This is a genomic window from Pseudomonas sp. RT6P73 (assembly GCF_054897715.1).
Genome location: NZ_JBUBUV010000002.1, coordinates 3741940 through 3758670, shown reverse-complemented (window position 1 = coordinate 3758670; position 16731 = coordinate 3741940). Strand labels below are relative to the sequence as shown.

Annotated in this window: 2 protein-coding genes; both read left to right on the top strand. The window is 62.9% G+C overall.

All coding sequences use genetic code 11. The features are described from left to right. The first annotated feature begins 153 nt into the window (after positions 1–153). On the top strand, positions 154–888 hold the full coding sequence (locus ACYZT6_RS17615; RefSeq protein WP_462027991.1) for a thioesterase II family protein: 735 nt from the start codon (positions 154–156) through the stop codon (positions 886–888). Between the two features lie 255 nt (positions 889–1143). Then, a complete protein-coding gene (locus tag ACYZT6_RS17610; RefSeq protein WP_462027990.1) occupies positions 1144–16719 on the top strand; it encodes a non-ribosomal peptide synthetase in 15576 nt (5191 codons plus the stop codon). Positions 16720–16731 lie beyond the last annotated feature (12 nt).

The following is a 16731-nucleotide window of genomic DNA, read 5'->3' as shown; positions in this document are numbered from 1 at the left end:
GCGTTTACGACTGCTTCGCAGCCGAACGGGGCGATGCGGCGTTCCGACAAGCCCCCTCGCCACAGGGCTCACTCCTACAGGGGTATCGGCACGACTAATTCCCCGCGGCGCTCATCCGTTCTCTATTACAGACAACTTTTCGAGGTAAGCCCGGTGACCCAGCTGACATTGCTGTGCCTGCCCTATTCAGGCGCGAGCGCCATGGTCTACAGCCGCTGGCGGCGCAAATTGCCGGAGTGGCTGAAGTTGCAACCCGTTGAGCTGCCAGGGCGCGGCGCACGGTTTGGCGAAGCACTGCAGACCGATATGCGCGCGTTGGCCCGCCAATTGGCGGCAGAGTTGCAAACGTCCTTGCGCGCGCCTTATGCGTTGTTCGGCCATAGCCTGGGTGCGTTGCTGGCTTGTGAACTGGCCCACGCCTTGCGCGCGTTGGGTTGCCCGGAACCGGTGGCACTGTTCGCCTCGGGCACCGCCGCGCCGACGATGCGCAGTGATTACGACCGAGGTTTTGGCGAGCCGAGGAGCGACGCAGAACTGATCGATCAGTTGCGCACGCTCAATGGCACCAGCGAAGAAATTCTGGCCAACGAAGAGTTGATGAGCCTGACGTTGCCGGTCCTGCGTGCCGACTTTTTGCTGTGCGGACGTTTTGAGCCGTTGCCGCGTCCATTGCTCAAATGTCCCGTGCACGTGCTCGGTGGCACCACCGACCGTGCCACCACCGAGCAGTTGATCGGCTGGAGCAAGGAAACCCACGGCAGCTTTTCCGTGGACATGCTGGCCGGCGGGCACTTCTTTATCCATGAGCACGAGGCCAAGGTGCTGCGGGTGATCAAGGACCAGCTCGACGTGCATCATCGCCGACACGCCATGGCCGCCAGCGCCTGATCCTATCTCCAACATCACCCCATCCCCTGTGGGAGCGAGCCTGCTCGCGATTGCGGCGGCACATTCAATATGGATGTGACTGACAGACTGCTTTCGCGAGCAGGCTCGCTCCTACAATGGTCTTCATCGCTCTGACACCCCGCGTTCTACCTCCTTGCTGACACTTGTTCTCATTCGCTAATTTTTCCGGTCTGCATTCGTTTTATAGGGACGACGTGCCTTTGTGCTTCCTGCCAACGATCCGGATGCTTAGAAATGAATGCTGAAGACTCCTTGAAACTTGCTCGCCGGTTTATCGGGCTGCCCCTGGAAAAGCGGCAGATGTTCCTTGCGGCCTTGCAAAAGGAAGGCGTTGATTTCGCCCGGTTCCCCATTCCTGCCGGTGTAGCCGCCGAGGATCGCCAGGCGCTGTCGTACGCCCAGCAACGTATGTGGTTTCTCTGGCAACTGGATCCGCACAGCGGCGCCTACAACCTGCCGGGCGCGGTGCGTCTGACCGGGCGTTTGAACCTGCCGGCGCTGGAGCAAGCCTTCGCCAGCCTGGTGGCGCGTCACGAAACCCTGCGCACGGTGTTCCAGCAGCAGGCCGATGACACCTTGCTGCAAGTGCCGGCCAGCGCGCCGCTGGTCATCGATCATGTGGATTTCAGTGCGTTACCGGCCACTGAGCGCGAAGTGGCAGTCGCCCACGCAGCCGAGCAGCAATCGGTGTTGCCGTTTGATCTGTCGGTCGGCCCGCTGCTGCGCGTCACCTTGCTCAAGCTCGCCGACGAAGAACACGTCTTGCTGTTGACCCTGCACCACATCGTTTCCGACGGCTGGTCGATGAACGTGCTGATCGACGAATTCATCCGCTGCTACGACGCCTTTGAGGCGGGCACGCAACCGCAACTTGCGGCGTTGCCGATCCAGTACAGCGACTACGCCTTGTGGCAGCGCCGCTGGCTGGAGGCGGGCGAACAGGCGCGCCAGCTCGATTACTGGCAGGCACAACTGGGCGACGAACACCCAGTGCTGGAGCTGCCGCTGGACCATTCGCGCCCGGCGATGCCGAGCTATCGCGGCACCCGCTATGAATTCGCGGTCGACAGCCATCTGGCCGAGCAACTGCGCAGCACGGCACAGAAACACAACATCACGCTGTTCATGCTCTTGCTTGGCGCATTCAACGTGCTGCTGCATCGCTACACCGGGCAGACCGATATCCGCGTCGGCGTGCCGATCGCCAACCGCAACCGCGCCGAGATCGAAGGCCTGATCGGTTTCTTCGTCAACACCCAGGTGCTGCGCACTCAACTCGACGGCCAGACCCGGGTCGACGACTTGCTGCAAGCGATCAAAGAAACCGCCCTCGGTGCCCAGGCCCATCAGGACTTGCCGTTCGAACGCCTGGTCGATGCGCTGAAACTGGAGCGCAGCCTCAGCCACACGCCGCTGTTCCAAGTGATGTATAACCACCAGCCGCAGGTTGCGGACATGTCTTCGATCCGCACCGACTCGGGCCTGGAGCTGGGCAGCATTGACTGGCAAAGCCGCACCACCCAATTCGACCTGACACTGGATACCTGGGAGAAGGGCGGCAAGCTGCACGCTGCGCTGACCTATGCGGACGACCTTTTCGACGCCGCCACCATCGAGCGGATGGCGCGCCACTGGAGCAATCTGCTGACGGCGCTGGTCGCTGACCAGCGCCAGCGGATCGGTGAAATGCCGCTGCTGGAGGCGGGTGAACAGCAGGTGCTGGTGCATGACTGGAACCGTACTCAGGCTGCTTACCCGACCGATGTCTGCATTCACGCGTTGATCGAAGCTCAGGTTCAGCGAACCCCGGATGCGCCAGCCCTGATGTTCGGTGCACGGACGTTGACCTATGGACAGCTCGATGCCCGCGCCAATCAGCTGGCTCATCGGCTTCGTGAGCAGGGCGTGGGACCGGATGGGCTGGTGGGCATTTGCGTTGAGCGTTCGCTGGAGATGGTGATCGGCTTGCTGGCCATTCTGAAAGCCGGTGGCGCCTACGTTCCGCTAGACCCGGAATACCCGCAAGAACGCCTGGCGTACATGATCGAAGACAGCGGCATTGCCCTGTTGCTCACTCAATCTTCACTGTTGCCAGCCTTGCCAACCGTTGCGATCGATGTCATTACCCTCGATCAGGACACTGGCCGGCTGGATGCCTACAGCGAGCAGCGTCCCGAAGTGGCGGTGGTTCCTTTGAGCCTCGCGTATGTGATTTACACCTCCGGTTCCACCGGTAAACCCAAGGGTGCCGGCAACAGTCATGCGGCGCTGGTCAACCGTTTGTGCTGGATGCAGGAAGCCTATGGATTGGACTCCAGTGACGCGGTGCTGCAAAAAACCCCGTTCAGTTTCGACGTGTCGGTGTGGGAATTTTTCTGGCCGCTGATGACCGGCGCCCGGCTGGTGGGGGCAGCGCCCGGGGCGCATCGAGAACCGGCGCGCCTGATCGAGACCATCGGCGAGTACGGCATCAGCACGCTGCACTTCGTGCCGTCGATGTTGCAGGCATTTATCCACGAGCCGGGTGTCGAGGCCTGTGTCGGTCTCAAACGGATTGTTTGCAGTGGTGAAGCCTTGCCACTCGACGCCCAGCAACAGGTCTTCGCCAAACTGCCCCAGGCTGGGTTGTTCAACCTGTATGGCCCGACCGAAGCGGCCATCGACGTCACCCACTGGACCTGTGTCGATGAAGGTGCCGACAGCGTGCCGATCGGTCGACCGATTGCCAACCTGCGCACCCATGTCCTCGATGCCGAACTCTTGCCGGTGCCCAGCGGCGTGGCCGGTGAGTTGTACCTCGGCGGTGCCGGGCTTGCGCGCAGTTACCACCGACGCCCGGGCCTGACCGCCGAGCGTTTTGTGCCGTGCCCGTTCCATGACGGTGCGCGTTTGTATCGCACGGGTGACCGGGTACGCCAACGCGCCGACGGAGTGATCGAATACCTCGGCCGTCTCGATCATCAAGTCAAGTTGCGTGGCCTGCGGATCGAACTGGGGGAAATCGAAACCCGGTTGATGCAGCATCCGCTGGTGCGTGAAGCGGTGGTTCTGGTGCAGGGCGGCAAACACCTGGTGGCGTATCTGGTACTTGAGAGTGCCGAACCAGCCGAACAATGGCAGCAGGACGTCAAGGCCTGGCTGCTGGGCAGCCTGCCGGAATACATGGTCCCGACCTACCTGATGACGCTGGCGAAATTGCCGGTCACCGCCAACGGCAAGCTTGACCGCAAAGCCTTGCCGCAGCCGGATGCGACGCCGCAACAAGCCTTCGTCGAACCTCAAGACGTCATGCAGAAGACGCTCGCCGCCATTTGGCAGGACGTGCTGGGCCTTGCGCGTGTCGGCCTCGAAGACAACTTTTTCGAACTCGGCGGCGACTCGATCATTTCCATTCAAGTGGTCAGCCGGGCTCGGCAGGCCGGCATCCGCCTGAGCCCACGGGACTTGTTCCAGTACCAGAGCGTGCGCAGTCTGGCGCTGGTGGCCACGCTCGACAGCCACAGCGCTGTCGATCAGGGACCGGTCAGTGGTGAAGCACGGCTGTTGCCGGTGCAGGCGCTGTTTTTCGAACAACCGGTGGTCGCGCGTGAACACTGGAACCAATCACTGCTGTTGACGCCCCGTGAACCGTTGAACGCGGCATGGCTCGAGGCGGCGTTGACCCACGTATTGAATCACCATGATGCCCTGCGCCTGCGGTTCAGCCACAGCGCGGACGGCTGGCAGCAGGTGCACGGACCGCTGGTCGAGCGCGCAGAGTTGTGGCAGCGCGGCGCCACGTCTACCGAGCAGTTGACCGCCGCCTGCGACGAAGCGCAGCGCAGCCTGAACCTGGAAAACGGGCCGCTGCTGCGTGCATTGCTGGTCAGCATGGCCGATGGCAGCCAGCGCTTGTCGCTGATCATTCATCACTTGGTCGTAGACGGTGTCTCCTGGCGCGTGTTGCTTGAAGACCTGCAGCAGGCCTACGAACAACTGGCCAGTGCCGGCCGCGTGTCGTTGCCGGCCAAAACCAGTGCTTATCAGGTCTGGACAGAACGGCTGGCCGAGCAGACGCAGCGGTTTGATGGGCAACTGGCGTACTGGAAACACCAGCAAAGCTGCGCGGCAGAGCTGCCGTGCGATCGCCCCGACGGCGGTTTGCAGAATGTACATGGGCAGAAAATCGAATGGCGCCTCGGTGCCGAACTGACGCGGCAACTGTTGCAGCAGGCGCCAATGGCCTATCGGACTCAGGTCAACGACCTGTTGCTGACGGCGCTGGCGCGCACCATCAGCCGCTGGACCGGCCAGCCGGACACTTTGATCCAGCTGGAAGGCCATGGCCGTGAAGACCTGTTCGACGATGTCGATCTGACGCGTACGGTGGGCTGGTTCACCAGTCTGTTCCCGGTCAATCTGACCAGCACCGACGACTTCGATGGTTCGATCAAGACGGTCAAGGAGCAGCTGCGCGGCGTCCCTGACAAAGGCCTGGGTTATGGCGTGCTGCGCTACCTGGCGGATCCGGCGGTCGGCGCGCAGCTGTCGGCCCTGACGCAGCCGCGCATCACGTTCAACTACCTGGGGCAGTTCGACCGCCAGTTCGACGAGAAGGCCTTGCTGGTGCCCGCGACCGAACCCGGCGGTTCGGCTCAGGATGAGCAGGCGCCGCTGGCCAACTGGCTGACCGTTGAAGGTCAGGTGTATGGCGGTGAGCTGGCCCTGAGCTGGGGCTTCAGCCACGAGATGTTTGATGCCGCGACGGTCCAGCGCCTGGCGGATGATTACGCCGTGCAGTTGCAAGGCTTGATTGAACATTGCTGTGCCTTGAAGGCGCCGCTGGCCACCCCGTCCGACTTCCCGTTGGCGCGCATCACCCAGGCACAACTGGATGCCTTGCCGATGGCGGCCTCGACCCTCGAGGATGTGTACCCGCTGTCTCCGATGCAGCAGGGCATGCTGTTCCATACCCTCTATGAGCCGGAAGTCGGCGCCTATATCAGCCAGTTGCGCCTGGACATCCAGGGCCTGGATCCGCAGCGATTCGCCAAGGCCTGGCAAGCGGCCCTTGATCGTCACGATATTTTGCGCAGTAGCTTCCACTGGCAGGGCCTCGATACCGCGCACCAGGTGATTGCCCGTCAGGTGACATTCCCCCTTGAGGTGCTTGAAACGGCCGATCTGGATACGTTGGCCGATACCGAGCGTGCCCTTGGTTTCGCGCTGGATACGGCGCCGCTGTTGCGCCTGAAACTGGTGCATACCGGCGCCGATGCATGGCACCTGATTTACACCAGCCACCACATCTTGATGGACGGCTGGAGCAACGCGCAGTTGCTGGGTGAAGTGATTGAACATTATGCCGCCGGGCAGGCGTTGCCGACGCCATTGGGTCAGTACCGCGATTACCTTGGCTGGTTGCAACAGCAATCGGCTGCCGATGGCGAGCAATTCTGGAAAGCTGCATTGTCACCGCTGCAAGCGCCAACGCTGTTGGCCGAAGCCTTGCGCCCACCGGTGGGCGGGCAGGGCAGTGAAGCCCATCGCGTTGCCCTGGACCCGCAGGCAACCCTGCGTCTCTCCGAGTTCGCGCGGCAACAGAAAGTCACGCTCAATACCCTGTTGCAAGCGGCCTGGAGCCTGTTGCTGCAGCGTTACACCGGTCAGGATTGCGTGGCTTTTGGCGCCACGGTTGCCGGCCGTTCGGCACCGCTGCCGGGAATCGAGCAACAGCTGGGCCTGTTCATCAACACCCTGCCGCTGGTGTGTGCGATGAGCCCGGATCAGACCGTCAGTCAGTGGCTGAGCGAGCTGCAAGGGCTGAACCTGGCCCTGCGCGAGTTCGAGCATGTGCCGCTTTACGACATCCAGGGCTGGGCAGGGCAACAGGGTTCGGCGCTGTTCGACAGCCTGCTGGTATTCGAAAACTTCCCGGTGGCTGAAGCGCTGAAACAAGGTGCTCCGGCCGGTCTGTCGTTCGCTAACCTGCACAACCACGAACGCACGCACTATCCCCTGACGCTAGGCATCGAACTGGGTGAAGGTTTGAGCCTGGAGTTCAGCTACGACGCGGCGCGCTTCAGTGCTTCGCAAGTCATTGAGCTGAGCGCCAACCTGCAGCACCTGCTCACCCAGTTGAGCACTCAGCCAAACGCCCGATTGGGCACGCTGGCGCTGCTTGACGACGCGGGTGCCCAGGCCATGCTGACGCTCTGCCAGCCGCCAGCGGTGTGCTTGCATGACTACGCGCTGGTGCACCAGCGCATTGCCGCTCAAGCGCAAGCGACTCCGGATGCGCTGGCTGTGCAGGCAGGAGAACTGACCCTGAGCTACGGCCAGTTGAACGCTCAGGCCAACCGTCTTGCACACCGTCTGCTCGCCAGCGGCGTCGGCCCCGGCCAGCGTGTCGGCCTGGCAATGCGTCGCGGCCCGCAGCTGATTGTCAGCCTGCTCGCGGTCCTCAAAAGCGGCGCGGCCTATGTTCCACTGGACCCGAAATACCCGGCCCAGCGGCTGGCCTACATGATCGAAGACAGCCGCCTGGACCTGTTGTTGTGTGAGTCCGGTCTGCTGAGCGACGTGCCGCTGCCATCACACATCACTCGCCTGAGTCTGAGTGAGCAGGCGGACGAACTGGCCGGCTACCCCGAGACTGATCCGTTGAACCGCGCGGTGGCCGAGGACCTGGCCTACGTGATCTACACCTCGGGTTCGACCGGGCTACCCAAGGGTGTTGCCATTGCCCATGATGCCTTGCGCGAGTTCTGCCAGAGCGCTGCCGAGTATTCGGTGCTTGACGCCAGCGACCGCGTGCTGCAGTTCGCGACGTTCAGCTTCGACGGCTTTGTCGAGCAGTGCTACCCACCGTTGTGTGTGGGCGCAGCGCTGGTCATGCGCGGTGACGATCTGTGGGATGCCACGCAACTGGCCGACGAAATCGTCCGCCGTGGTGTGACGCTCGCCGACCTGCCGGCCGCTTACTGGTATCTACTGGCGCGCGAGTGTGCCAGTGGTGTCATCAAAACCCTCGGCGATTTGCGTCAGGTACACGTCGGTGGCGAAGCCATGTCGGTGGAAGGGCTGCGCCTTTGGCACGAGGCCGGCCTGAATCATGTGCGTTTGCTCAACACCTACGGGCCAACCGAGGCAACGGTCGTGTCCAGCGTGCATGAGTGCCGCCTGACGGATGCCAACGACAGTTTCGGTATCCCGATCGGTCGGGCGATTCCCGGTCGCGCGTTGTACGTGCTCGACAGTGCCGGGCAATTGTTGCCTGCCGGTGGCGTCGGCGAGTTGTGCATCGGTGCACCGGCCAGCCTCGCCCAGAGTTACTTCGACCGCCCGGCACTCACCGCCGAACGCTTCCTTCCCGATCCGTTTGCCCGTGAGCCGGGCGCGCGGCTTTACCGCAGCGGTGACCTGGCGCGCTTCAACAGCGGCGGTGATCTGGAATATGCCGGGCGCATCGACCACCAGGTGAAAATTCGCGGTTTGCGCATCGAAATGGGCGAAATCGAGGCCTGCCTGCAAGCCCGCGATCACGTCCGCGAAGCGGCCGTCATCGCTCAGGACGGTCCGACCGGTGCGCGACTGGTGGCGTACGTGGTGCCGAGTGATGCCGGGTTGCCTGACGCCGAAGCGTCCGTGCAAGCGCAATGGACCGATCAACTCAAATCCGCGTTGCGCCAGGCATTGCCCGACTACATGGTGCCGGCACACTTGGTGTTGCTGGCCGCGTTGCCGCTCAACAACAACGGCAAACTCGACCGCAATGCGCTGCCCAAGGTTGACTTCACTCAGGGGTCGCACACCTGTGTGGCGCCGCAAAGCGACCTTGAAATTCAGCTTGGAAGAATCTGGGAGGCGGTGTTGCAGACCCCCTCGATTGGCCTGACCGACCACTTCTTCGAACGTGGCGGACACTCCTTGCTGGCAACCCAGGTGATTTCCCGGGTGCGACACGAACTGACCCTCGATGTGCCGATGCGCGCCCTGTTCGAACATCCGACGCTAGGGGACTTCGCCGCGTGTTGCGCGACGTTCCAGCACAGCGTAACGCTGCCGATGGTTGCGCTTGAGCGCGGCCAGCCCATGCCGTTGTCCTATGCCCAGGAACGCCAGTGGTTCCTTTGGCAACTGGAGCCGGACAGCGCCGCCTACCATGTGCCGAGTGCCTTGCGCCTGCACGGTCCGCTGGACGTCACGGCGCTGCAACGCAGTGTCGACCGGTTGGTGGCGCGTCACGAACCGCTGCGCACCACGTTCCGCCAGGATGACGAACACACCGTTCAGATCATTCACCCGCAGGGCTCGGTGAACATCCACCAGCAAACCCTTGAAGCCGACGAAGCCACAATCCCGGGCTGGGTGCAGACGCAGATCCGTCAGCCATTCGATCTGACGAGCGGGCCGCTGCTGCGAATCAATCTGCTGCAGGTGGCGGCGGATGATCATGTCTTGGTGATCACTCAGCACCACATCGTTTCCGATGGCTGGTCGATGCAGGTCATGGTGCAGGAACTGGTTGAACTGTACACCAGCGAACACGCTGGCCAGCCGCACCCCCTGACGCCATTGACCCTGCAATACGCCGATTTTGCCCAGTGGCAACGTCAGTGGATGGACGCGGGCGAGCGCGAGCGACAACTGGCGTACTGGGTCGCGCAGCTGGGCGGTGAGCAGCCGGTGCTGGAGTTGCCGCTGGATCACGCGCGGCCAGCGGTGCAAAGCTATCGCGGCGCACGGCTGGACCTGGCGCTGGACTCGAACCTGAGCACGCAACTGCATGACGTTGCACGACGCGAAGGTGTGACCTTGTTCATGCTGTTGCTGGCCTCGTTCCAGATCCTGTTGCACCGTTACAGCGGTCAAAACGATGTTCGCGTCGGCGTGCCGATTGCCAACCGCAACCGCGCCGAAACAGAGGGTTTGATCGGCTTCTTCGTCAATACCCAAGTGATGCGTGGGCAGATCGATGGCGAGCTGAGTGTGCGCGATTTGCTGGAGCAAACCCGACAAGCCGCGCTGGGTGCGCAATCCCATCAAGACCTGCCGTTCGAGCAATTGGTCGACGCCTTGGCGCCGGAGCGCAGCCTGAGCCGCAGCCCGTTGTTCCAGGTGTTGTTCAACCACCAGAGCGCCGAGGCACCGAGGGTCGGCCTGGATGATTTGCGTATCGAAAGCCTGGCGTGGGACAGCGCCACGGCGCAGTTCGACCTGACCCTGGATTCGGCCGAAACCGCTGCCGGTTTGCGGGTCTCGCTGACCTACGCCACCGACTTGTTCGAAGCGTCCTCCATTGCGCGCATGGCCGGGCATTGGCAGGCATTGCTGGCCGGTATCGTGGCCGAGCCAGGCCAGCGGATCAGCGATTTGTCGATGCTGGCGCCGGCCGAGCGCCAAGTCATCCTGCACGACTGGAACGCCACGGCCACCGATTACCCTCTGACCTCAAGCGTGCAGCAGTTGATCGAAGCCCAGGTCTTGATCACCCCACACGCTCCGGCGCTGGTCTTCGCTGACGAAACCCTCAGCTACGCGCAACTCAATGCCCGCGCCAACCAATTGGCCCACAAGCTGATCGGCTTGGGTGTCGGTGCCGAAAGCCTGGTGGGCGTCGCTGCCGAGCGTTCGCTGGGAATGGTCATCGGCCTGCTGGCGGTACTCAAGGCCGGCGGTGCCTACGTGCCGCTGGACCCGGAATATCCGCAGGAGCGCTTGCGCTACATGATCGAAGACAGCGGCGTGCAATGGCTGCTGACCCAGAGCCATTTGCGCGATGCGCTGCCGCTGTCCGCCAGCGTGCAAACGCTGCTGCTGGATGAACCGTTGGGCGGTTATGCCCAGAGCAACCCGAACGTGGCGGTCGATGGGGAAAACCTCGCCTACGTGATCTACACCTCGGGCTCCACCGGCCAGCCGAAAGGCGCGGGCAACCGCCATTCGGCGCTGACCAACCGCTTGTGCTGGATGCAGCAAGCCTACGCTCTGGACGCTGGCGACAGCGTGCTGCAAAAAACCCCGTTCAGCTTCGACGTTTCGGTGTGGGAGTTCTTCTGGCCGTTGATGACCGGCGCACGACTGGTCGTCGCCGCGCCAGGGGATCATCGCGATCCGGCGAAACTGGTGGCGTTGATCAACCGTGAGCAGATCAGCACGCTGCACTTTGTGCCGTCGATGTTGCAGGCCTTTGTGCAGGATATCGACGTCGCGAGCTGCACCAGCCTCAAACGTATCGTTTGCAGCGGCGAAGCCCTGCCGGCGGATGCGCAGCAGCACGTGTTCGCCAAGTTGCCGAACGCTGCTCTGTACAACCTGTACGGCCCGACCGAGGCGGCCATCGACGTCACCCACTGGACCTGCGTGGAAGAGGGTCGCGACAGCGTGCCGATCGGCCAACCGATCGCCAACCTCGGTTGCTACATCCTTGACGACAACCTGGAGCCGGTGCCAAGCGGTGTGTTGGGCGAGTTGTACCTGGCCGGTGAAGGTCTGGCCCGGGGTTACCACCAGCGTCCGGCGCTGACCGCCGAGCGGTTCGCAGTCAGCCCGTTTGGTGATGGGGAGCGGATCTACCGCACCGGCGACCTGGCCCGTTATCGCGCCGATGGCGTGATCGAATACGCCGGGCGGATCGACCATCAGGTCAAGCTGCGTGGCCTGCGCATCGAGTTGGGTGAAATCGAAGCGCGGCTGCTGGAACACGACAGCGTGCGCGAAGCCGCGGTGTCAGTGGTCGATGGCAAGCAACTGGTGGCCTACGTGGTACTGGCCGACGCCAGCGCCGATTGGCGCCCGGACCTGGTCGCGCACTTGCAGCGCGGACTGCCGGACTACATGGTGCCAAATCACTGGCAGAGCCTGGCGCAGATGCCGCTGAGCCCCAACGGCAAACTGGATCGCAAAGCCTTGCCCAAACCTGATCTCGGCACCGGCAAGGCCGACTATGTTGCGCCGCGCAGCGAACTGGAACAGCGCATCGCCGCGGTCTGGGCCGATGTGTTGAAGCTTGAGCGGGTCGGGCTGACGGATAACTTCTTCGAACTGGGCGGCGATTCGATCATCTCGATTCAGGTGGTCGGGCGTGCGCGCCAGGCCGGGATCCAGTTCACCCCTAAAGACCTGTTCCAGCACCAGAACGTGCAGGCACTAGCCACCGTCGCCCGCCTGGGTGTCAGCGGGGCGGTTGTTGCTCAGGGACCGGTCAGCGGCGCGACGCCATTGCTGCCGTTCCAGCAGTTGTTCTTCGGCAGCGAGATTGCCGAGCGTCATCACTGGAACCAGTCGGTGCTGCTCAAGCCGGCCGAAGCCTTGAACGCACAACCTCTGGAGCAGGCCCTGCAAAGCCTGGTCGCGCATCACGATGCGTTGCGCCTGTCGTTCAATCAAACCAGCGAAGGCTGGACGGCCACCCATCGCCCGCTCGACAGCGCACACACGCTGCTGTGGCAAGGCGCTGTGACCGACGATGCGCAACTGCACGAGGCCTGCCTGCAAGCCCAGCGCAGTTTCAATCTGGCCGATGGCCCGCTGGTGCGCGGTCTGTTGCTGGGCCTGGCCGATGGTTCCCAGCGCTTGCTGCTGGCGGTGCATCACTTGGTGGTGGACGGCGTGTCATGGCGGATTTTGCTGGAGGATCTGCAAAGTGCCTATCAGCAGCTCTGCAACGCACAGGTGGCGAAGCTGCCGGCCAAAACCAACGCGTTCAAGCACTGGGCCGAACGCTTGCAGCAGCATGCGCCAAACCTTGAAGGCGAACTGGACCTGTGGCGCGGGCAATTGCAAGGTGCGCCGACTGACCTGCCGTGCGACAACCCGCACGGCAGCGTGCAGAACCGCCATGCCCTGACGGTGCAGACGCGCCTTGGCCAGGACCTGACCCGGCAACTGCTGCAACAGGCCCCGGCGGCGTACCGCACGCAGGTCAACGACCTGTTGATGACGGCGCTGGCGCGGGTGATCTGTCGCTGGACCGGCCACGACTCGACGCTGATCCAGCTTGAGGGTCACGGTCGCGAAGACCTGTTCGACGACATCGACGTAACCCGCACAGTCGGTTGGTTCACCAGTGTGTTCCCGGTGCGCCTCACACCGGCCGCCAGCCTCGATGCCTCGATCAAGCAGATCAAGGAACAGCTGCGAGCGATCCCCGACAAAGGGCTCGGCTTCGGCGTGTTGCGTTACATGGGCGATGAGGCCACGCGCCGTGTGCTCGGCGAGTTGCCGTCACCGCGCATCACCTTCAACTACCTGGGGCAGTTCGACAGTCAGTTCGATGACGCCGCGTTGTTCGTGCCGGCCAGCGAAAGTGCAGGCGAAGAGCAGAGCCCGCTGGCACCGCTGGGCAACTGGCTGGAGCTCAATGGCCGTGTGTATGGCGGTGAGCTGAGCCTGGGCTGGACCTTCAGCCGCGAGATGTTCGATGAAGCCACCGTCCAGCGCCTGGCCGATGAGTATGCCGTGGAACTGAAGGCGCTGATCGAGCATTGCAGCCAGGGTCGTCACGCCGGTATCACGCCGTCCGACGTTCCGCTGGCGGCACTGACCCAGGCGCAACTCGATGCCTTGCCGAATGCCGGAGCGGACGTCGAAGACATCTATCCGCTGTCGCCGATGCAGCAGGGCATGTTGTTCCACAGCCTTTACGAGCAAGGGTCGGGCGACTACATCAATCAGATGCGCGTCAGCGTCCAGGGCCTGGACGCCGAGCGTCTGCGCCAGGCCTGGCAGGCCGCGCTGGATAATCATTCGATCCTGCGCACCCGTTTCGTCTGGACCACCGAGCAGGAGCAGCCGTTACAGATCGTGCAGCGTCGGGCTGACCTGCCGTTCGCCTTGCATGACTGGCGTGATCGCATCGACCTGATGCCCGCGCTGGACGCGCTGGCAGAAGAACAACTGCGTGAAGGCTTTGATCTGCTCCAGGCGCCACTGTTGCGCCTGGTGCTGGTGCGTACCGGCAATGACAGCCACGAGATGATCTACACCAGTCATCATATTTTGATGGATGGCTGGAGCAACTCGCAGTTGCTCGGCGAGGTGTTGCAGCGCTATGCCGGGCAGACGCCGGCCGCCACGGTGGGACGTTACGCAGATTACATCGGCTGGTTGCAGCGCCAGGACGCACAGGCCAGCGAGCAGTTCTGGAAAGGGCAGTTGGCGACGCTCGATGAGCCAACACGCCTGGCCCAGGGCCGGATCGATAGCACACCGGCACTGGATGCCAGCGCCCATGATCAGCACACCCGCCTGATGGATCGTGACCAGACGCAACGCCTGAGCGAGTTTGCCCGTCAGCAGAAAGTCACCCTCAACACCTTGGTGCAAGCGGCGTGGCTACTCTTGCTGCAACGCTATACCGGACAGGCCACGGTCGCGTTCGGCGCCACGGTCGCCGGGCGTCCGGCCGATTTGCCAGGCGTCGAACATCAGGTCGGATTGTTCATCAACACCTTGCCGGTGATTGCCAGCCCAAGTCCCGAGCAAACGATCGGTGCGTGGTTGCAGCAGGTACAGGCACAGAACCTGGCCTTGCGCGAGTTCGAATACACGCCGTTGGCGGACATTCAGCGCTGGTCGGGCCATCGGGGTGATGGCTTGTTCGACAGCCTGCTGGTGTTCGAGAACTACCCGGTGTCCGAGGCACTGGACAAGGGCGCGCCGCAAGGCATGCGCTTTGGCCAGGTGTCCAGCCACGAACAAACCAACCTGCCGCTGACCGTGCTGGTGGATCTGGGTGACACGCTGTCGTTGCAGTTCGCCTATGCGCGCCGGCATTTCAGCGCCGAGATCATCGAGCAGATCGCCAGCCAGATGCAGCACCTGTTGCGGCAAATGGCCGGATCGACGGCGGATCATCTGCTGGGCGAGTTGCGCCTGATGGATGACGCGCAGCAGCAATTGATTGTGCGCGACTGGAACCGCAACAGCGCCAGCTACCCGCAAACCGGGAGCCTGCATCAGCTAATCGCGGCCCAGGCGCACAAAACGCCTGACGCGATTGCCGTGAGTCTGGACGATCAGCAACTCAGCTACAGCGAGTTGAATCGCCGGGCCAACCGGCTCGCGCATTTGCTCATCGAGCGCGGCGTAGGTGCCGACGTACTGGTAGGGTTGGCGGCGGAACGTTCGATCGAGATGATCGTCGGCCTGCTGGCGATCCTCAAGGCGGGCGGTGCCTACCTGCCGCTGGACCCGCAATACCCCGCCGAGCGCTTGCAGTACATGGTCGAGGACAGCGGCATCGACTTGCTGCTGATGCAGCCTGGCGTGCTCGCCCACCTGACGCTACCGACACAGGTTCAGACCTTGCTGCTGGGCATCGACGGCGATGTGCAGCCGGATCAACCGGACACCGACCCGCAAGTGACGGTGGACAGCGACAACCTGGCGTATGTGATCTACACCTCCGGTTCTACCGGCAAGCCCAAGGGCACGCTGCTCGCCCATCAGCATGTGTTGCGTTTGTTCGAGGCCACCGACCACTGGTTCAGCTTCGGCGCCGAGGATCGCTGGACGTTGTTCCACTCCTACGCGTTCGACTTCTCGGTCTGGGAAATCTTTGGCGCGTTGCTGCACGGTGGCCGACTGGTGATCGTGCCGCACAGCGTCAGCCGTTCGCCGCAAGCGTTTTACGCGCTGTTGTGTCGTGAGCAGATCACGGTGCTGAACCAGACGCCATCGGCCTTCAAGCAATTGATGCAGGTGGCCACCGATGCTCAGGAAAGCGGGCAACCATCACTGCGTTATGTGGTGTTCGGCGGCGAGGCGCTGGAGGTCAAGAGCCTGCGGCCATGGTTCGAGCGCTTCGGCGACAGTGCGCCACAACTGGTCAACATGTACGGCATCACCGAAACCACGGTGCACGTCACCTATCGACCGCTGACCCTGACCGACCTGCACAACGACGCTGGCAGTCCGTTGGGCGAGCCGATTCCGGATTTGTCCTGGTACGTGCTGGATGCCGATCTCCACCCGGTGCCCAAGGGTTGCATCGGTGAGTTGCACGTCAGCGGCGCCGGACTCGCCCGCGGTTACCTGAACCGCGCCGATTTCAGTGCCTCGCGCTTCGTACCCAACCCGTTCAGCGACAGCGGTGCGCGGCTGTATCGCACCGGCGATCTGGCGCGCTACTGCGCCGACGGGCGGATGGAGTACTGCGGACGGATAGACCATCAAGTGAAAATTCGCGGCTTCCGCATCGAACTCGGCGAAATCGAAGCGCAACTGCTGGCCTTGCCCGAAATCCGCCAGGCCGTGGTGCTCGATCAGCCGGGCGCCGGTGGCGCGCAACTTGTGGCTTACCTCGTCGCTGCGCAGTCTATCGCCCCGACAGAGCAGGGTGCATGGCGCGAACAGGTACGCCAGGTACTCAAGGGCAATCTGCCGGATTACATGGTGCCGGCGCATTGGCTGTTGCTCGATCAACTGCCGCTGACCGCCAACGGCAAACTCGACCGCAGGGCGCTGCCACTGCCGGATGCGAATCTGTTGCAGAACGCCTACGTGGCACCGGTCAGCCCGTTGCAAGAGCAAATCGCCGAGGTCTGGGCCGACGTGTTGAAAGTGGAGCGAGTGGGCCTGGCGGATAACTTCTTCGAACTCGGCGGTCATTCGTTGCTGGCGACCCAGGTGGTGCTGCGTTTGCGCGAGCTGCTGGGCTTCGAAGTCCCCCTTGCCAGCCTGTTCGGCAGTGCCGATCTGGCGGCATTCAGCGACGCCGTTCAAGCCCTGCAACCCGATTTGCAGCCCGTTCATGATGTTTTGGCTAAATCCTTGGAGGCCCTCAATCGTTTATCAGCAGATGAACTTGAAAAACTGATTTCCTAACGAGGACCACGG